Origin of the sequence: Streptomyces sp. NPDC016469, assembly GCF_040632905.1 — a bacterium.
GTDB lineage: Bacteria > Actinomycetota > Actinomycetes > Streptomycetales > Streptomycetaceae > Streptomyces.
Map to the genome: position 1 here is coordinate 37,559 of NZ_JBEYCQ010000039.1, position 18,833 is coordinate 56,391.

The following is an 18,833-nucleotide window of genomic DNA, read 5'->3' on the forward strand; positions in this document are numbered from 1 at the left end:
GGAGCCCCGTGAGCAACATTCCCGAGACCGGCCGCACCCAGCGCGTCCAGATCCGGCTGATCGTCATCCAGGTCCTCGTCTTCTCGCTGCTCCTGACCCTCGGCGGCCGCCTCTGGTACCTCCAGATCCGCAACGGCCAGGAGTACTCGGACGAGGCCAAGAACAACCACGTCCAGCAGGTCGTCCAGCCCGCCGCCCGCGGCTCGATCCTCGACGCGCGCGGCGTCCCGCTCGCCGACAACGAGACCCGCCTCGTGGTCTCCGCCAGCCGCACCGAGCTGCTGAAGATGGACGACGACGGCAAGGCCGTGCTGACCCGGCTCGCCGGCGTACTCGACATGAAGCCGCAGGACGTCTTCGACAAGGTCCGGCTCTGCGACGCCAAGACCCCGCAGCCGTGCTGGAACGGTTCGCCCTACCAGCCGATCCCGGTCACCGACGAAGCCACCACCCAGCAGGCCCTGACCATCCGCGAACGCGCCGAGGACTTCCCCGGCATCACCGCGGAGCCCACCGCCGTCCGCCGCTACCCGGCGCCCGGCAAGGCCAACACCGCCCAGGTCCTCGGCTACCTCTCGCCCGTCACGGACGAGGAGATCACCAAGGCCCAGGACAGCGACTCCCCGTATCTGCGCTCCGACATGGTGGGCCGCTCCGGCCTGGAGCGCACGTACGACAAGGAGCTGCGCGGCAAAGCCGGCGTCACTCGCTACGAGGTCGACAACCTGGGCCGCGTCATCGGCCAGGCCAAGAACGACGAGGCGGAGGCCGGCGCCAGCGTCGTCACCTCGATCGACGCCCGCGTCCAGGCCGTCGCCGAGTACGAGCTCAACGACGCCATGAAGAAGGCCCGCCTGGAGTTCGACCACAACACCGGCGAGAACTACAAGGCGGACTCCGGGGCGGTCGTCGTCATGGAGGCCAAGACCGGCCGCGTCGTCGCCATGGCGTCCCTGCCCAACTACGACCCGAACTCCTGGGTCGGCGGCATCTCCGCCAAGGACTACGCCGAGCTCACCGGCAAGAAGTCCAACTTCCCGCTGCTGAACCGGGCCATCCAGGGCCAGGCCGCCCCCGGCTCGATCTTCAAGGTCATCTCCTCGACCGCCGCGGTCAACGCCGGCTACCCCTTCGACGGCCACTACCCCTGCCCCAGCTCGTACTCCATCGGCGGGCAGACCTTCACCAACTACGAGTCCCAGGGCTACGGCGACATCACCATCGGCCGCGCCCTGGAGGTCTCCTGCGACACCGTGTACTACGGCATCGCGCACAAGGAGTGGCTGAAGGACGGCGGCAACAACCCCAAGAAGCACCCCAAGGACTGGTTCTACAAGACCGCCCACCAGTTCGGCCTCGGCAAGGAGACCGGCATCGACCTCCCCAACGAGGTCAGCGGCCGCGTCCCGGACCGCGAGTGGAAGAAGAACTTCGCCAAGGCCAACCACGACGCCTGGTGCAAGCAGGGCAAGAAGGACGGCACGTACGTCGAGAAGATCGCCTACGAGAACTGCCTCGAAGGCGACAGGATGCGCGCCGGTGACTCCGTCAACTACTCCATCGGCCAGGGCGACACCCTCGTCACCCCGATCCAGATGGCCACCATCTACGCGGCCATCTCCAACGGCGGCACGCTCTACGACCCCACCGTCGGCAAGGCGATCGTCAGCGGCGACGGCAAGACCGTCCAGGCGATCGCGCCCGAGTCGCACGGCAAGCTGCCCTTCACCAAGAAGACGCGCGACGAGATAGACGAAGCCCTCGCGGGTGTCGCGACCCGCGGTTCGGCCGCCTGGCGATTCGGCGGCTGGCCGCAGGACAAGATCCCGATGCACGCCAAGACGGGTACCGCCGAGGTCTACGGCAAGCAGACGACCTCCTGGTTCGCCACGTACACCAAGGACTATTCGATCGTCATGACGATCTCCCAGGGCGGTACGGGTTCCGGCGCGTCCGGGCCCGCCGTCCGCAACATCTACAACGCCCTGTACGGGCTCGACGCCACCGGCAAGCAGGACCTCAAGAAGGCTCTCCTGCCGACGCCGCAGAAGGGGCTGCCGAAGATCCGGACGGACGGCACCATCGACGCCCCGACGATCAAGCCGTACCACCCCGCCTCGGAGAAGCCGGCCGCCGAGCAGACGCTCGCCGCGGTGCTGGGGAGGCGCGACTGATGGCCGGATTCTCCGTCCCGCGCTACGGCCCCGAGCGGTCCGGCTGGGGCCGGCTCATGGCACGCGACTCCGTCGTGCGCCGGCTCGACTGGCCCCTCCTCGGCTCGGCGATCGCGCTCTCCTTCATCGGCTCGCTGCTGGTCTGGTCGGCGACCCGGGGACGCGACTCGCTGACCCACGGCGACCCGTACTACTTCCTGTTCCGGCACGCGCTCAACACCGGCATCGGCATGGCGCTGATGATCGGCACGATCTGGCTCGGCCACCGCACCCTGCGCGGCGCGGTGCCGATCCTCTACGGGCTGTCCGTGCTCCTCGTCCTGGCGGTCCTCACCCCGCTGGGCGCCACCGTCAACGGCGCCCATGCCTGGATCCTGCTGCCCGGCGGCTTCTCCATCCAGCCCTCCGAGTTCACCAAGATCACCATCATCCTGGGCATGGCGATGCTGCTCGCCGCCCGCGTCGACGCCGGCGACCAGGACCACCCCGACCACCGGACCGTCGCCAAGGCCCTGGGCCTCGCGGCGCTCCCCATGGTGATCGTCATGGGGATGCCGGACCTCGGCTCCGTGATGGTCATGGTCGTCATCGTGCTCGGTGTGCTGCTGGCCTCCGGCGCGTCCAACCGCTGGGTCTTCGGGCTCCTCGGCGCGGGCGTGGCCGGGGCGGTCGCCATCTGGCAGCTCGGGCTGCTCGACGACTACCAGATCGCCCGCTTCGCCGCGTTCGCCAACCCGGCGCTCGACCCGGCCGGCGTCGGCTACAACACCAACCAGGCCCGCATCGCGATCGGCTCCGGCGGCCTGCACGGCACCGGCCTCTTCCAGGGCACCCAGACCACCGGGCAGTTCGTTCCCGAGCAGCAGACCGACTTCGTCTTCACGGTCGCCGGTGAGGAGCTGGGCTTCCTCGGCGCCGGGCTCATCCTCGTCCTGCTCGGCGTCGTCCTGTGGCGCGCCTGCCGCATCGCCCGCGAGACCACCGAGCTGTACGGCACGGTCGTCGCCGCCGGGATCATCGCCTGGTTCGCCTTCCAGGCCTTCGAGAACATCGGCATGACGCTCGGCATCATGCCCGTCGCCGGACTCCCGCTGCCGTTCGTCTCCTACGGCGGCTCCTCGATGTTCGCCGTCTGGGTCGCCATCGGACTGCTCCAGTCGATCCGGGTGCAACGGCCGATAACGGCCTGAGCGTTTCCCGGCGGCGCGTTAGATTCGTCGTATGGCCGACTCCAAGCGCGAGATCGAGCGGAAGTACGAAGCCACCGACGCCACCCGGCTGCCCGACCTGGGCCGGGTGGCCGGCGTCGGGTCCGTCGTGCACGAGGGCGTCATGGAACTGGACGCCGTCTACTACGACACCGAGGACCTGCGCCTCGCCGCATCCGGGGTCACCCTGCGCCGCCGCACCGGCGGGGCGGACGCCGGCTGGCACCTGAAACTCCCCGTCGCCGAGGGCGTCCGGGACGAGATCCGGGCCCCGCTCTCCGACACCCCTCCGGCCGCCCTCACCGCCCTGATCCGCTCCCGGGTCCTGGACGCCCCCGTCGTCGCCGTGGTCCGGCTGGTCTCCGTCCGCGACGTCCACGTCCTCACCGGCGACGACGGCACCCCGCTGGCCGAGCTCAGTGTGGACGAGGTCCTCGCGGAGCGGCTGCACGGCGGCGACCGCACCGCGGCCTGGACCGAGATCGAGGCCGAACTCGCCGACGACGGCGACCCCGCCTTCCTCGACACCGTCGGCCGCGCGCTGGAGGAGGCCGGCATCCGGCCCTCCACAGCCCCCTCCAAGCTGGCCCGCGCACTGGCGGAGACGGCACCCGGAGAGGCGCCGGCCGACGAGCCCGGCACCCCGCGCACCGCCGGTGACCACGTCCTCGGCTACGTACGCCGCCAGGCCGAGGCGATCGTGGCGCTCGACCCGGCCGTGCGCCGGGGACTGCCCGACTCCGTCCACGCGATGCGCGTCGCCACCCGCCGGCTGCGCAGCGCCCTGCGCACGCACCGCCGCGTCCTGGACCGCGAGGCCACCGGGGCGCTGGGCGCCGAGCTGAAGTGGCTAGCGGGGGAGCTGGGCGTCGACCGGGACCAGGAGGTCCTGGACGCCCGCCTGCGCGCCCGGCTCGACGAACTGCCCGGCGCGCTGGTCATCGGACCGGCCGCGGCCCGGCTGCGGCTCCGGTCGGAGGCGGCCCGCAGCGCGTCGCGCCGGCGCATGGTCGCCGCCCTCGACTCCGCGCGCCACCTGGACCTGCTGCGCGCCCTGGACGCGCTGCTCGCCGCTCCGCCGCTGCTGCCCGGGGCCGCCGCCGCGCCGGACGAGGAGCTGGCCCACGCGGTCCGCAAGGATCACAAGCGCCTCGCCGGACGGGTGGCGCACGCCCTGGATCTGCCGCCCGGGCCGGACCGGGATGCCGCCCTGCACCGCGCCCGCAAGGCCGCCAAGCGGGCCAGGTACGCGGCGGAGGCCGCCCGCCCCGCCCTGGGCAGGCCCGCGAAGCAGGCGGCCAAGCGGCTCAAGGCCGTACAGAGCCTCCTCGGCGACCACCAGGACAGCGTGGTCGCCCGCGAGACCCTGCGCGCCCTCGCCGTACAGGCACACGCGGCGGGGGAGCCGTCGTTCACCTGGGGACTGGTGTACGGGCGGGAGGAGGCGGCCGCCGCCGCGACCGAACGCGAGCTGCCCGGGGTGTGGCACCGGGCGCACAAGGCCCGCATCCGGCGGTCCGCCGGAGGCTGAGCAGCGAGGTACGCTGGATGGTCACCCCTGCCGGCTCTCGAAAGTTCGCGATGTCTGTCGATTCGGTCTTCCCACAGCTCGAAGCTCTGCTCCCGCATGTGCAGAAGCCCATCCAGTACGTCGGCGGTGAGCTGAACTCCACCGTCAAGCCGTGGGACGAGTGCGACGTCCGCTGGGCGCTGATGTACCCGGACGCGTACGAGGTCGGGCTGCCCAACCAGGGCGTCATGATCCTGTACGAGGTACTGAACGAGCGCCAGGGCGTCCTCGCCGAGCGCACCTACAGCGTCTGGCCGGACCTCGAAGCGCTGATGCGCGAGCACGAGGTGCCGCAGTTCACCGTGGACAGCCACCGCCCGGTCAAGGCGTTCGACGTCTTCGGGCTCAGCTTCTCCACCGAGCTGGGCTACACCAACATGCTCACCGCCCTGGACCTGGCCGGCATCCCGCTGGCCGCCAAGGACCGGGACATCGACGACCCGATCGTGCTCGCGGGCGGCCACGCCGCGTTCAACCCGGAGCCGATCGCGGAGTTCATCGACTGCGCGGTCATCGGCGACGGCGAGCAGGCGGTCCTGGAGATCACCGAGATCATCCGCGCCTGGAAGGCCGAGGGCCGCCCCGGGGGCCGCGAGGAGGTCCTGTTCCGCCTCGCGAAGACCGGCGGCGTGTACGTCCCCGGCTTCTACGACGTGGAGTACCTTCCGGACGGCCGCATCGGCCGCGTCGTACCCAACAAGTCGGGTGTCCCGTGGCGGGTGTCCAAGCACACCGTGATGGACCTGGACGAGTGGCCGTACCCCAAGCAGCCCCTGGTCCCGCTCGCCGAGACCGTCCACGAGCGGATGTCCGTGGAGATCTTCCGCGGCTGCACCCGCGGCTGCCGTTTCTGCCAGGCCGGCATGATCACGCGCCCCGTGCGGGAGCGAAGCATCACCGGCATCGGCGAGATGGTGGAGAAGGGCCTCAAGGCGACCGGCTTCGAGGAGGTCGGCCTGCTCTCGCTGTCCTCCGCCGACCACACCGAGATCGGTGAGATCGCCAAGGGCCTTGCCGACCGCTACACCGACGACAAGATCGGCCTCTCACTGCCGTCCACCCGCGTCGACGCGTTCAACGTGGACCTGGCCAACGAGCTGACCCGCAACGGTCGCCGCTCCGGTCTCACCTTCGCCCCCGAGGGCGGCTCCGAGCGCATGCGCAAGGTCATCAACAAGATGGTCTCGGAGGAGGACCTGATCCGCACGGTCGCCACCGCGTACGGCAACGGCTGGCGCCAGGTGAAGCTGTACTTCATGTGCGGGCTGCCCACCGAGACCGACGAGGACGTCCTCCAGATCGGCGACATGGCGGTCAACGTGATCGCCAAGGGCCGCGAGGTCTCCGGGCAGAACGACATCCGCTGCACGGTCTCCATCGGCGGCTTCGTGCCTAAGCCGCACACCCCGTTCCAGTGGGCGCCGCAGCTCAGCGCCGAGGAGACCGACGCCCGTCTCGCCAAGCTCCGGGACAAGATCCGCGGCGACAAGAAGTACGGCCGCTCGATCGGCTTCCGCTACCACGACGGCAAGCCCGGCATCGTGGAGGGCCTGCTCTCGCGCGGCGACCGCCGGGTCGGCTCCGTCATCCGCGCGGTCTACGAGGCCGGCGGCCGGTTCGACGGCTGGCGCGAGTACTTCAGCTACGACCTGTGGATGAAGAGCGCCGAGGCGACCCTGCCGGAGTTCGGTGTGGACGTCGACTGGTTCACCACCCGCGAGCGGACCTACGAGGAGGTCCTGCCCTGGGACCACCTGGACTCGGGCCTCGACAAGGACTGGCTCTGGGAGGACTGGCAGGACTCGCTGGACGAGACCGAGGTCGAGGACTGCCGCTGGACGCCGTGCTTCGACTGCGGGGTGTGCCCGCAGATGGACACCAGCATCCAGATCGGCCCGACCGGCAAGAAGCTCCTGCCGCTGACGGTCGTGAAGTGAGCCGCGAAGCGGTCGCGGGCGTGTGACAGCTCGGTGACGAAGGCCCGGTCCGGGGAAACCCCCGGCCGGGCCTTCGCGTCATGGGGAGCATGGAACAGGGAAAGCACCGGGCACCGGCGGAGTACGGCGCCCACCAGGCGCCCGCGCACTACGAGGGCGGCGACGGCTGTCTCACCACGCTCATCCGGATCCCGGTCCGGATCGTGGTGCTCCTCGTCGTCCTGCCGGTACGGATGGTGTGGGACGCCCTCGTCGTCACCGCCCGGGCCGCCGAACGGGTGCTGTTCCGGCCGCTCGGACGCGCCCTGGCCCGGCTCTTCGACGTGCTGGTGGTGATCCCGGCGGGATGGCTGTGGCGGTACGTGTGCGTCCCGCTGGGACACGCCCTGCTCTGGCTGGCCCGCGCGGTGTTCGTATGGCCGTGGGTCGCGCTCTGGCGCCACGTCGTGGTGCCCGTGGTGCGGTACGGGATCGTGGTGCCCCTCCCATGGGTGTACGCGCATCTGCTCACCCCGCTCGGACACGGGCTGCGGTGGCTCTACCGGGAGGTGCTGGTCCCGGCGGCGCGGTGGCTGGGCTCCGCCCTGAAATGGCTGCTCGCCATGGTGTTCGTCATGCCGGTGGTGCTGCTGTGGCGGTACGTCCTGGTGCCCGTCGGGCTCGCCGTGGCCTGGCTGGTCCGGTACCTCGTGGTGGTCCCGCTCGTCTGGGTGTACCGGCGGGTGCTCACCCCGCTGGGCCACGGCATCGCCTGGGTGGTGGATCTGGTGATCCGGGGGATCGAGGCGTTCTTCCGGGGCATCGGCATCGCGCTGCGTTGGCTCGTCGTCGTGCTTCTCGTCACGCCCGTCGTCTGGGTGTACCGGCGCGTCCTGACCCCGGTCGGCCGGGAGATCGCCGCCGCGCTCGGCATCGCCTGGCGGGTCGCCGGATACCTCTCCCGGGCGGTCGGCCGGGCGCTCGCCTGGCTCGCCCGGAACCTGGTCGCCGCGCCGGTGCGCTGGGCGTACCGCACGGTGTGCGTCCCGGTCGGCCACGTCGTGCGCGACGCCTTCCTGGCACCCGTCGGGCGGGCCCTGCGCGCGGTGGGCCGCACGACCCGCCAGACGCTGCGCGCGGCCCGGGAGACGGTGCGCCGGGCCAGGCGCGACGCGTGGCGCGCCCTGGTCGGCGCGCCCGCCGAACCCGAGCCCGGGGAACCCGTAAGCCCCCTTGCGCGTACTCTGGGTAGTGCAACGACCGTGCCCAGCGCGGCGCCGGGTCCAGAGTTCTCCCCGCTCCCGGAGAAATCCGCACAGCAGGGGTGAGCCGGACCGGGCCCCCGGGCCACCCGTATTTCGAGGGCGGCGCGCCACCGCGCCCGCCCCGCACCGAGGAGAAGAACCACTGGGCAAGCGACAGCCCGAAGGCCCGCCGCCCGCACCGGCGGTGCAGCGCATCAGACTGCGCTACACCAAGCGCGGCCGCCTCCGGTTCACCAGCCACCGCGACTTCCAGCGTGCCTTCGAGCGGGCGCTGCGCCGCTCTCAGGTGCCCATGGCCTACTCGGCGGGCTTCACCCCGCACCCCAAGGTGTCGTACGCCAACGCCGCCCCCACCGGTACGGGCAGCGAGGCCGAGTTCCTGGAGATCGCCCTCACCGAGCCCCGTGATCCGGGTGTCCTGCGTGAGCTGCTCAACGACTCGATGCCGGACGGCCTGGACATCACGGACGCCGTCGAGGCCCGCACCTCGGGACTCGCCGACCGGCTGACCGCCTCCGTCTGGGAGATCCGCCTGGACGGGGTGACCCGGGAGGACGCGGAGAAGGCCGTGTCCGCCTTCGACGCGGCGGAGACCGTCGAGGTCGAGCGCCGTACGAAGAACGGCATGCGGGCCTTCGACGCCCGTGCCGCCGTGGTCGACCTCCGGACCCTCGATCTTCCGGCTGATAGGTCCGGTGACAGGGCCTGTGCGATACTGCGCCTGGTTGTTCGGCACGTGACACCTGCCGTACGGCCTGACGACGTCCTGTCCGGTCTCCGCGTTGTGGCCGACCTGGCGCCGCCGGTCCCCGCAGCGGTGACCAGGCTGGCGCAGGGGCTCTTCGACGAGGAGTCCGGCACGGTGACCGACCCGCTCGCGCCCGACCGCGAGGCAGCCCCGGCCGCATCAACCACGGCCACCGGGACCGCCGTCGCGACGGCGCCGGAAGGTGCAGGTTCCGCGTAAGGCGGTCGTCGTAGCGCAGCCCTCGCGCTCGGGAGCCACCTGGGCCGGGCCGCGCGCTGACCCATAAGACTTTCGCCAGGCCGTCCGCACACCGCGTACGGAACCGGCGAGCCAAGATTCAGCTCCCGTGCGGCGCCCGCGCCCCGGACGGCGGTGCCGCGGCCACCCGCGGACCGAGCCGGACCGGAATCAGGTGCGGCGCCCGGGAGCGCGACGGGAGAAACGCCCGCATGCCCCAGCCGAACGAACCCGGCACCGCCGGGAACGCAGAAGACAACAACACCCCCGGGGACAAGCTGCCCCCGCGCCGCAGGCGCCGCGCCGCCTCCCGCCCTGCCGGCCCGCCGTCGGCCGGGGCGCAGGCCGCCGCCGAAGCGCCGGCCATACCGGCCGTTGACGCCGCAGAGTCCCCGAGCGTCGCGGAACCGGCCGCCGAGGCCGCCCCCGCCCGCCCCCGCCGCCGCGCGGTCCGCAAGGCCACGTCCCCGGCCGGCGCCCCGAAGGGCGCCGAGTCGGCGGAGACCGTGGAGCCCGTGACCGCCGAACCGGCCGCCGAGCCCGTGACCGCCGGGCCGGCCGCCGCCGAACCGGCCGCCGAGGCCCCCCGTCGTCGCCGTGCCGTGCGCAAGGCCACGTCGTCCGCCGGTGCCCCGAAGGCCGCCGAGCCGGCCGAGATCGTTGAGGAGGCCCCCGTCGTGGAGAGCCCCGAGCCTGCCGCCGAGAGCGCCGCTCCGGCGCGCCCGCGCCGTCGTGCCGTCCGCAAGGCCACGTCGCCCGCCGGTGCCCCGAAGGCCGCCGAGCCGGCCGAGATCGTTGAGGAGGCCCCCGTCGTGGAGAGCCCCGAGCCTGCCGCCGAGGCCGCCGCTCCGGCGCGCCCGCGCCGTCGTGCCGTCCGCAAGGCCACCTCGCCCGCCGGCGCGCCCAAGGACGCCGAGATCGTGGCGGAGGCCGAGAAGGCCCCCGAGCCGGTCGCCGAAGCCGTCGCCGAGCCCGCCGAGGCCCCGCGCGGCCGTACCCGCCGCAGGGCCTCCGCCCCGGCCGGTGCCCCGCAGGCCGCCGCACCCGTGGAGCCGGCCGCCGAGGTCACCGACGAGGCGGAAGAGGCCGAGGAGACCGAAGAGCTCACCGAGACGCCCGCCGAGCCGGTCACCGCCGAGCCGGTCGCCGCCGAGCAGCCCGCAGAGGCCCCCCGTGGCCGCCGTCGCGCGACCCGCAAGGCCACCTCCCCGGCCGGTGCGCCGAAGGCCGCCGCCGAGCAGCCCGCCGAGGCCCAGCCCGGTGAGAGCCTGCCCGAGGCCGCCGTGGAGGAGCTGGCCGCCGAGCCCGTCGAGGTCGAGGAGGCCGCCCCGCGCGGCCGTCAGCGCCGCCGGGCCACCGCCGCCGCCGGCCGCCCCGAGTTCACCGCCGAGCCGGAGGAGCCCGCGCGCCGCGGCCGTAGGGCCACCCGCCCGGCCGTCGCCGTCTTCCAGGCGCCGGTCTTCGCCGAGCCGATGTTCCAGACACCGGAGACCGCGGCCGCCGCCGCGGCCGCCGCCTCGCACGAGGTGGAGCCCGAGGAGGAGTCCGCCCCGGCCGAGGAGCGCACCGCGCCCGCCGAGACCGCGTCCCAGAGCGGTTCGCGCCGTCGGCGCCGCCGTCGCGGTGAGGCCGCCGAGGCCGATGCCACCGAGACCGTGACCGCCGCCCCGGCGCAGGAGCAGGCCGAGGACGAGCCGGAGCCGGAGGCCGCGGCCGAGGCCGAGCAGGACGGCGAGGACACCGACGAGTACGGCGACCGCCCGTCGCGCCGCCGTCGCCGGGGCGGCCGTCGCCGTCGCCGGGGCGAGTCCGCCGAGGACGAGGGCGCCGAGCAGCAGACGGACGACGAGGCCGAGGACGAGCCCGAGGCCGCCCAGGAGTCCGGGGACGAGGCCGACGAGGAGGACGACGAGCGCGAGTCCGCCGCCTCCGGCACGAGCAGCAGCCGCCGTCGCCGTCGCCGTCGTCGCCGCAGCGGTGACGCGGCGTCCGACGCCGAGAACGGCTCGGACGACCCGGAGCGCACGGTCGTCAAGGTCCGGGAGCCCCGCAAGAAGGAGGAGCGGGAGCTCGGCACCGGCTTCGACGAGGTCCAGTCCATCAAGGGCTCGACCCGTATGGAGGCCAAGAAGCAGCGCCGCCGCGAGGGCCGCGAGCAGGGCCGCCGCCGGGTGCCGATCATCACCGAGGCCGAGTTCCTGGCGCGCCGCGAGGCCGTCGAGCGCGTCATGGTCGTCCGCCAGAGCGGCGAGCGCACCCAGATCGGCGTGCTCGAGGACAACGTGCTCGTGGAGCACTACGTCAACAAGGAGCAGGCCACCAGCTACGTCGGCAACGTCTACCTGGGCAAGGTCCAGAACGTGCTGCCGTCCATGGAGGCCGCCTTCGTGGACATCGGCAAGGGCCGCAACGCGGTCCTGTACGCCGGTGAGGTCAACTTCGAGGCGCTCGGCATGGCCCACGGGCCCCGCCGCATCGAGACCGCGCTCAAGTCCGGCCAGTCCGTCCTGGTGCAGGTCACCAAGGACCCGATCGGCCACAAGGGCGCCCGCCTGACCAGCCAGGTCTCGCTGCCCGGCCGCTACCTGGTCTACGTGCCCGAGGGCTCGATGACCGGGATCAGCCGCAAGCTGCCCGACACCGAGCGCGCCCGGCTCAAGACCATCCTCAAGAAGATCGTCCCCGAGGACGCGGGCGTCATCGTGCGCACGGCCGCCGAGGGTGCGAGCGAGGACGAGCTGCGCCGTGACGTCGAGCGGCTGCAGCAGCAGTGGGAGGACATCCAGAAGAAGGCGAAGGGCACCGGCAGCTCCAACGCGCCGACGCTCCTGTACGGCGAGCCGGACATGACCGTCCGGGTCGTCCGCGACATCTTCAACGAGGACTTCTCCAAGGTCATCGTCAGCGGCGACGACGCGTGGGAGACCATCCACGGCTACGTCTCGCACGTGGCGCCCGACCTGACGGACCGGCTGTCGCGGTGGACCTCCGAGGTCGACATCTTCGCGACGTACCGGATCGACGAGCAGCTCATGAAGGCGCTGGACCGCAAGGTCTACCTGCCGAGCGGTGGCTCGCTGGTGATCGACAAGACCGAGGCGATGGTCGTGGTCGACGTCAACACCGGCAAGTTCACCGGCCAGGGCGGCAACCTGGAGGAGACGGTCACCAAGAACAACCTGGAGGCGGCCGAGGAGATCGTGCGCCAGCTGCGGCTGCGCGACCTCGGCGGCATCGTGGTGGTCGACTTCATCGACATGGTGCTGGAGTCCAACCGGGACCTGGTGCTGCGGCGCCTGCTGGAGTGCCTGGGCCGCGACCGTACGAAGCACCAGGTCGCCGAGGTCACCTCGCTGGGCCTGGTCCAGATGACCCGCAAGCGGGTCGGCCAGGGCCTGCTGGAGTCCTTCTCCGAGACCTGCGTCCACTGCAACGGCCGCGGTGTCATCGTCCACATGGAGCAGCCCGCGTCCGTGGGCGGCGGTGGCGGCGGCAAGCGCTCGAAGAAGCGCCGCGGCGGTGGTCAGGACCACGAGCACGGCCACGAGCACGTCCAGGAGCACACCGAGGCGGAGGCCGAGACCGAGGCCGAGGTGGCGGCGGAGGTCGCCGCGCCGGTGGCCCTGCCCGAGCCCGAGTTCGTCCCGGACGAGGAGCTGTACAGCAGCGCCGCCGAGGCCGAGGCCGCCGTCGCACGCGGCCGTGGCCGCCGCCGGGCCACCCGCAAGGCATCGGCCCCGGCCGGCGCCCCGAAGACCTCCGCCGCCCCGGTGGAGGAGATCGTGGCCGAGCCGGTCGCGGAGCCCGTCGCGGCTCCGGAGCCGGTGGCCGAGACGCCCGCCGAGGCACCTCAGGGCCGTACGCGCCGCCGGGCGACCCGCAAGGCGACCGCCCCGGCGGGCTCGCCGGCCCCGGCCGAAGCGGTCGTGGCCGAGCCCGCCCCGGCGGCCGAGCCCGCCCCGGCCGCCGCCGAGGAGCCGGTCCAGGCTCCCGACCCGGTGGCCGCCGAGGACCCGGTCGTCGAGGCGTCGCACGCCGAGGCCCCGGCCGAGGAGCCGGCCGCGCCGCCGCGTGTCCGGCGCCGCGCCACCCGCAAGGTCAGCGCGCCCGCCGGGTCCCCCGCGGGGGCCGAGGAGGCCGCGGTCGTCGTGGTGGAGACCCCCGAGGCCCCCGAGGCGGAGGCGGAGTCCGAGGCGGCTCCGGCCAAGAAGGCGGCCCGCAAGACCGCCAAGAAGGCCACGGCCAAGAAGGCGGCCGTCAAGAAGACCGCGGCCAAGAAGACGGCCGCGAAGAAGACGACGGCCAAGAAGGCGGCGGCGAAGAAGACGGTGGCGGCGGAGCAGCAGACCGCCCCGGCCGTCACGGCCACGGCCGACGAGGACTGATCCGTCTCGCGTGACACGGTCCGGCCGGTCCCACCCCGGGACCGGCCGGACCGTGTCACGGGCCCGGGCCCTCCCGCCCCCGACACGAAAGCCCCCACATGCGCAAGATCCAGAAGGCCGTCATACCGGCCGCCGGGCTCGGTACCCGGTTCCTGCCGGCGACGAAGGCGACTCCCAAGGAGATGCTGCCGGTCGTGGACAAGCCGGCGATCCAGTACGTCGTGGAGGAGGCCGCCGCAGCGGGGCTGAGCGACGTACTGATGATCACCGGGCGCAACAAGCGCGCGCTGGAGGACCACTTCGACCGGAACTACGAGCTGGAGTCGGCGCTGACCCGCAAGGGCGACGCCGAGCGGCTGGTCCGGGTCCAGGAGTCGAGCGATCTCGCGACCATGCACTACGTCCGCCAGGGCGACCCGCGCGGCCTCGGCCACGCCGTCCTGTGCGCGGAGCCCCATGTGGGCGACGAGCCCTTCGCGGTGCTCCTCGGCGACGACCTGATCGACCCGCGCGACCCGCTGCTGACCCGGATGACGGAGATCCAGGAGCGCGAGGGCGGCAGCGTCGTCGCGCTGATGGAGGTGGCGCCCGAACAGAGCCACCTCTACGGGTGCGCGGCGGTGGAGCCCACCCCCGAGGACGGCATCGTCCGGGTCACCGGCCTGGTCGAGAAGCCGGAGCCGGGCGACGCGGCGAGCAACCTCGCGGTCATCGGCCGCTATGTCCTGGACCCCGCCGTCTTCGCCGTGCTGCGCGAGACCGAGCCGGGCCGGGGCGGCGAGATCCAGCTCACCGACGCGCTCCAGCAGCTCGCCGCCGACGAGAAGCTCGGCGGCCCGGTGCACGGCGTGGTCTTCCGGGGCCGGCGCTACGACACCGGCGACCGCGGCGACTATCTGCGGGCCATCGTCCGCCTCGCCTGCGAGCGCGAGGACCTGGGCCCCGACTTCCGTACCTGGCTGCGCGCCTACGTGGCGTCGGAACTCTGACCCGCCCGCCGCGCCCGTACTCCTGATCCCAGACACCCGTAACACCGCACCGAGGAGAACCCCATGATCGGCATGATTCTGGCCGCCGGCGCCGGCCGTCGTCTGCGCCCCTACACCGACACGCTGCCCAAGGCGCTCGTGCCCGTCGGCCCCGAGGGCGACGAGGAGAGCCTGACCGTGGTCGACCTGACGCTCGGCAACTTCGCCGAGGTCGGTCTGACCGAGGTCGCGATCATCGTGGGCTACCGCAAGGAGGCCCTGTACGAGCGCAAGGCGGCGCTGGAGGCCAAGTACGGCGTCAGCATCACGCTGATCGACAACGACAAGGCCGAGGAGTGGAACAACGCCTACTCCCTGTGGTGCGGCCGGGACGCCCTCAAGGACGGCGTCATCCTCGCCAACGGCGACACCGTGCACCCGGTCTCCGTCGAGAAGACGCTGCTGGCCGCGCGCGGCAACGGCAAGAAGATCATCCTCGCCCTCGACACGGTGAAGTCCCTCGCCGACGAGGAGATGAAGGTCGTCGTGGAGGACGGCAAGGGCGTCCGGCGGATCACCAAGCTGATGGACCCGGCCGAGGCCACCGGTGAGTACATCGGCGTCACCCTCATCGAGGGCGAGGCGGCCGAGGAGCTGGCCGACGCGCTGAAGACCACCTTCGAGCGCGACCCGGACCTCTACTACGAGGACGGCTACCAGGAGCTCGTCAACCGCGGCTTCAAGGTCGACGTGGAGCCGATCGGCGACGTCAAGTGGGTCGAGATCGACAACCACGAGGACCTGGCCAAGGGCAGGAAGATCGCGTGCCAGTACTGACCCGGCTGATACCCGCGCCGGTCGTCGTCGACATCCGGGCCGGGGCCCTCGCGGACCTGGCCGGCGTCCTCGCCGACCAGCGGATCTCCGGCTCGGGCAAGCTGGCGGTCGCGATCAGCGGGGGTTCCGGCCGGGCCCTGCGGGAACGGCTCACGGGCAGCCTGCCGGGCGCCTCCTGGTTCGAGGTGGGCGGCGGCACGCTGAACGACGCCGTGAAGCTCGCCGAGGCCATGAAGTCCGGGCGGTACGACGCCGTGGTGGGCCTCGGCGGCGGCAAGATCATCGACTGTGCCAAGTTCGCGGCGGCGCGCGTCGGGCTGCCCCTGGTCGCCGTGGCGACGAACCTGTCCCACGACGGGCTGTGCTCCCCGGTCGCGACGCTGGACAACGACGCGGGCCGGGGCTCGTACGGCGTGCCGAACCCGATCGCCGTGGTCATCGACCTCGACGTCATCCGCGAGGCCCCCGTCCGCTTCGTGCGGTCCGGGGTCGGGGACGCCCTGTCCAACATCTCGGCCGTGGCCGACTGGGAGCTGGCCCACCGGGTCAACGGCGAGGACATCGACGGCCTGGCCGCCGCGATGGCACGGCAGGCCGGCGAGGCCGTGCTGCGCCACCCGGGCGGCCTGGGCGACGACGCGTTCCTCCAGGTGCTGGCGGAGGGCCTGGTGCTCACCGGGATCTCGATGTCGGTGGCCGGTGACAGCCGCCCGGCCTCCGGCGCCTGCCACGAGATCAACCACGCCTTCGACCTGCTCTTCCCGCAGCGGGCCGCCAGCCACGGCGAGCAGTGCGGGCTCGGCGCGGCGTTCGCGATGCATCTGCGCGGCGCCGTCCAGGAGTCCGTACGCATGACCCAGGTGCTGCGGCGCCACGGGCTGCCGGTCACCGCCGAGGACATGGGCTTCGACGTGGACGAGTTCGTACGGGTGGTCGCGTTCGCGCCGAAGACCCGGCCGGGCCGGTACACGATCCTGGAACACCTGAACCTGTCGGAGGACGGGATCAGGGACGCGTACGCCGAGTACGTCAGGAGCGCCGCGGTCTGAGCGGGGCCCGGTTTGACCGGCTGTGCGGGGCCCCGTAACCTTGACCGTCGGCGTCTGTTCGCCACACCTCTGAGCACCGACCTCCCGCTCGTACGGGAGAGGCCGCTCGTCCACTCCGGATCGTCACGGGTTCCCGGACCCGTGTGAGCGGCTGGCATCAGAGGTTTCCGCTTCGAGTGAGAGTGAGATCCGCGTGTACGCCATCGTGCGCAGCGGTGGCCGCCAGCACAAGGTTGCTGTCGGTGACATCGTTGAGGTTGACAAGATTTCCACTGCCAAGGTTGGCGACACGGTAGAGCTCTCTACCCTGCTCGTTGTCGACGGCGACGCCGTGACCAGCGACCCGTGGGTGCTCGACGGCATCAAGGTCCAGGCCGAGGTCGTGGACCACCACAAGGGCGCGAAGATCGACATCCTTCGCTACAAGAACAAGACCGGCTACCGCCGTCGCCAGGGTCACCGCCAGCAGTACACGGCGATCAAGGTCACCGGTATTCCCGCGGCTGCGAAGTAAGGGACTGAGAACACATGGCACACAAGAAGGGCGCATCGTCCACCCGGAACGGGCGCGATTCCAATGCTCAGCGGCTCGGCGTGAAGCGCTTCGGCGGCCAGGCCGTCAACGCCGGTGAGATCCTGGTCCGCCAGCGCGGCACCCACTTCCACCCGGGCACGGGCGTCGGCCGTGGCGGCGACGACACGCTGTTCGCCCTCGCCGCCGGTGCGGTCGAGTTCGGCACGCACCGTGGCCGCAAGGTCGTGAACATCGTTCCGATCGCCGGCTGAATTCCCGGCGCTCGTAGAGCGGTATGACGTGGAGGCGGACCTCACTTCCCGAGAAGGGAAGTGGGTCCGCCTTTCGCGTGTTGCCCTTACGGGGGCGAGCGAAGTTTTTCCGCAGGTATGCAACTGGAGGTTCCATCCATGACCACCTTCGTGGACCGCGTCGAACTGCATGTCGCCGCGGGTAACGGAGGCCACGGCTGTGCCTCCGTTCACCGTGAGAAGTTCAAGCCGCTCGGCGGTCCGGACGGCGGCAACGGCGGCCGCGGCGGCGATGTGACCCTGGTCGTCGACCAGTCCGTCACCACGCTCCTCGACTACCACCACCACCCCCACCGCAAGGCCACCAACGGCCAGCCCGGCGGCGGCGACCACCGCACCGGCAAGGAGGGCCAGGACCTGGTCCTGCCCGTCCCGGACGGCACCGTCGTCCTCGACCGCCAGGGCAATGTGCTCGCCGACCTGGTCGGCCAGGGCACCGCCTTCGTCGCGGGCCAGGGCGGCCGCGGCGGCCTCGGCAACGCCGCGCTGGCCTCCGCCCGCCGCAAGGCCCCCGGCTTCGCGCTGCTCGGGGAGCCCGGCGAGAGCCGCGACATCGTCCTGGAGCTCAAGACCGTCGCCGACGTGGCCCTCGTGGGCTACCCGAGCGCCGGCAAGTCCTCGCTGATCTCCGTCCTCTCGGCGGCGAAGCCGAAGATCGCGGACTACCCGTTCACCACCCTCGTCCCGAACCTGGGCGTGGTCACCGCCGGCGAGACCGTCTACACCATCGCGGACGTCCCCGGCCTGATCCCGGGCGCCAGCCAGGGCAAGGGGCTCGGCCTGGAGTTCCTGCGCCACGTCGAGCGCTGCTCGGTGCTCGTCCACGTACTGGACACGGCGACGCTGGAGTCCGACCGCGACCCGGTCTCCGACCTCGACATGATCGAGGAGGAGCTGAAGCTGTACGGGGGCCTGGAGGACCGTCCCCGCATCGTCGTCCTCAACAAGATCGACATCCCGGACGGCCAGGACCTCGCGGACATGATCCGCCCCGACCTGGAGGCGCGCGGCTACCGCGTCTTCGAGGCGTCCGCCGTCGCCAGGACCGGGCTGAAGGAGCTGTCGTTCGCCCTGGCCGGCATCATCGCCGAGGCGCGCGCCGCCAAGCCGGTCGAGGAGGCCACCCGCATCGTCATCCGGCCCAAGGCCGTGGACGACGCCGGGTTCACCGTCACGCTGGAGGAGGACGGCATCTACCGGGTGCGCGGCGAGAAGCCGGAGCGCTGGGTGCGCCAGACCGACTTCAACAACGACGAGGCCGTCGGTTACCTCGCGGACCGGCTCGCCCGGCTGGGCGTCGAGGACTCGCTGCGCAAGGCCGGGGCCCGGGCGGGCGACGGCGTGGCGATCGGCGCCGAGGACAACGCGGTCGTCTTCGACTGGGAGCCGACCGTGACCGCCGGCGCGGAGATGCTGGGCCGCCGTGGCGAGGACCACCGCCTGGAGGAGCCGCGCCCGGCCGCTCAGCGCCGCCGCGACCGCGAGGCGGAGCGCGACGAGGTCGCCGAGGAGTACCGGGACTTCGACCCGTTCTCGTAGAGCACGGCCCCGTAGCGCACGACAACGACCGCGGGCCCGGCCCCTTTCCGTCATCCAGGCCGAGCAGGACCTCGTCATCCGGGCGCCCGCCGCCTCCGTCACCGAGGTCTCC

General features: G+C 72.4%; 13 protein-coding genes. All 13 read left to right on the plus strand.

The genetic code is table 11. The features are described from left to right. Positions 1-8: 8 nt before the first annotated feature. The 13 genes from mrdA to obgE all read left to right on the plus strand — a co-directional run bounded on the left by mrdA (position 9) and on the right by obgE (position 18,721). Positions 9-2,174 carry a penicillin-binding protein 2 gene (gene mrdA, locus ABZ565_RS31335; protein WP_361034379.1) on the plus strand — a complete coding sequence of 722 codons (2,166 nt, stop codon included), beginning with the start codon at positions 9-11 and terminating at the stop codon, positions 2,172-2,174. Further along, the gene (rodA, locus tag ABZ565_RS31340) at positions 2,174-3,364 is read left to right on the plus strand and encodes a rod shape-determining protein RodA (RefSeq protein ID WP_361034382.1); all 1,191 of its coding nucleotides are present in this window, start codon (positions 2,174-2,176) and stop codon (positions 3,362-3,364) included. The genes mrdA and rodA overlap by 1 nt, the downstream gene beginning before the upstream one ends. A gap of 31 nt (positions 3,365-3,395) precedes the next feature. Then, on the plus strand, positions 3,396-4,913 hold the full coding sequence (locus ABZ565_RS31345) for a CYTH and CHAD domain-containing protein (RefSeq protein WP_361034385.1): 1,518 nt from the start codon (positions 3,396-3,398) through the stop codon (positions 4,911-4,913). A 50-nt stretch (positions 4,914-4,963) separates the two neighbouring features. Beyond that, positions 4,964-6,889, plus strand: a complete 1,926-nt coding sequence (locus tag ABZ565_RS31350; protein WP_361034388.1) for a TIGR03960 family B12-binding radical SAM protein — start codon at positions 4,964-4,966, stop codon at positions 6,887-6,889. Positions 6,890-6,978: 89 nt separating this feature from the next. After that, the gene (locus ABZ565_RS31355) at positions 6,979-8,196 is read left to right on the plus strand and encodes a hypothetical protein (protein WP_361034391.1); all 1,218 of its coding nucleotides are present in this window, start codon (positions 6,979-6,981) and stop codon (positions 8,194-8,196) included. A gap of 121 nt (positions 8,197-8,317) precedes the next feature. Further along, positions 8,318-9,100, plus strand: a complete 783-nt coding sequence (locus tag ABZ565_RS31360) for a TIGR03936 family radical SAM-associated protein (RefSeq protein WP_361034394.1) — start codon at positions 8,318-8,320, stop codon at positions 9,098-9,100. 230 nt (positions 9,101-9,330) lie between these two features. Then, entirely contained in the window at positions 9,331-13,503 is a 4,173-nt protein-coding gene (locus ABZ565_RS31365; protein WP_361034397.1) for an Rne/Rng family ribonuclease, read from the plus strand. A 98-nt stretch (positions 13,504-13,601) separates the two neighbouring features. Further along, positions 13,602-14,492 carry a UTP--glucose-1-phosphate uridylyltransferase GalU gene (gene galU / locus ABZ565_RS31370; RefSeq protein WP_361034400.1) on the plus strand — a complete coding sequence of 297 codons (891 nt, stop codon included), beginning with the start codon at positions 13,602-13,604 and terminating at the stop codon, positions 14,490-14,492. Positions 14,493-14,555: 63 nt separating this feature from the next. Continuing rightward, the gene (locus ABZ565_RS31375) at positions 14,556-15,308 is read left to right on the plus strand and encodes a phosphocholine cytidylyltransferase family protein (RefSeq protein WP_361034403.1); all 753 of its coding nucleotides are present in this window, start codon (positions 14,556-14,558) and stop codon (positions 15,306-15,308) included. Further along, complete coding sequence (locus ABZ565_RS31380) at positions 15,296-16,357, plus strand: iron-containing alcohol dehydrogenase family protein (RefSeq protein WP_361034406.1); 1,062 nt, start codon at positions 15,296-15,298, stop codon at positions 16,355-16,357. The genes ABZ565_RS31375 and ABZ565_RS31380 overlap by 13 nt, the downstream gene beginning before the upstream one ends. Before the next feature lie 193 nt (positions 16,358-16,550). Beyond that, the gene (gene rplU / locus ABZ565_RS31385; RefSeq protein ID WP_014045903.1) at positions 16,551-16,871 is read left to right on the plus strand and encodes a 50S ribosomal protein L21; all 321 of its coding nucleotides are present in this window, start codon (positions 16,551-16,553) and stop codon (positions 16,869-16,871) included. Positions 16,872-16,885: 14 nt separating this feature from the next. Then, positions 16,886-17,143, plus strand: coding sequence for a 50S ribosomal protein L27 (rpmA, locus tag ABZ565_RS31390; protein WP_018103204.1), 258 nt, complete (start codon positions 16,886-16,888; stop codon positions 17,141-17,143). Between the two features lie 138 nt (positions 17,144-17,281). Next, the gene (gene obgE / locus ABZ565_RS31395; protein ID WP_361034409.1) at positions 17,282-18,721 is read left to right on the plus strand and encodes a GTPase ObgE; all 1,440 of its coding nucleotides are present in this window, start codon (positions 17,282-17,284) and stop codon (positions 18,719-18,721) included. Positions 18,722-18,833: the final 112 nt, after the last annotated feature.

Bases quoted from the DNA above. Each gene is read 5' to 3' on its own strand.
- ABZ565_RS31355 (WP_361034391.1), top strand. From the start codon at position 6,979: ATGGAACAGGGAAAGCACCGGGCACCGGCGGAGTACGGCGCCCACCAG.
- ABZ565_RS31345 (WP_361034385.1), top strand. From the start codon at position 3,396: ATGGCCGACTCCAAGCGCGAGATCGAGCGGAAGTACGAAGCCACCGAC.
- obgE (WP_361034409.1), top strand. From the start codon at position 17,282: ATGACCACCTTCGTGGACCGCGTCGAACTGCATGTCGCCGCGGGTAAC.
- rodA (WP_361034382.1), top strand. From the start codon at position 2,174: ATGGCCGGATTCTCCGTCCCGCGCTACGGCCCCGAGCGGTCCGGCTGG.
- ABZ565_RS31365 (WP_361034397.1), top strand. From the start codon at position 9,331: ATGCCCCAGCCGAACGAACCCGGCACCGCCGGGAACGCAGAAGACAAC.
- ABZ565_RS31350 (WP_361034388.1), top strand. From the start codon at position 4,964: ATGTCTGTCGATTCGGTCTTCCCACAGCTCGAAGCTCTGCTCCCGCAT.
- galU (WP_361034400.1), top strand. From the start codon at position 13,602: ATGCGCAAGATCCAGAAGGCCGTCATACCGGCCGCCGGGCTCGGTACC.
- ABZ565_RS31375 (WP_361034403.1), top strand. From the start codon at position 14,556: ATGATCGGCATGATTCTGGCCGCCGGCGCCGGCCGTCGTCTGCGCCCC.
- rpmA (WP_018103204.1), top strand. From the start codon at position 16,886: ATGGCACACAAGAAGGGCGCATCGTCCACCCGGAACGGGCGCGATTCC.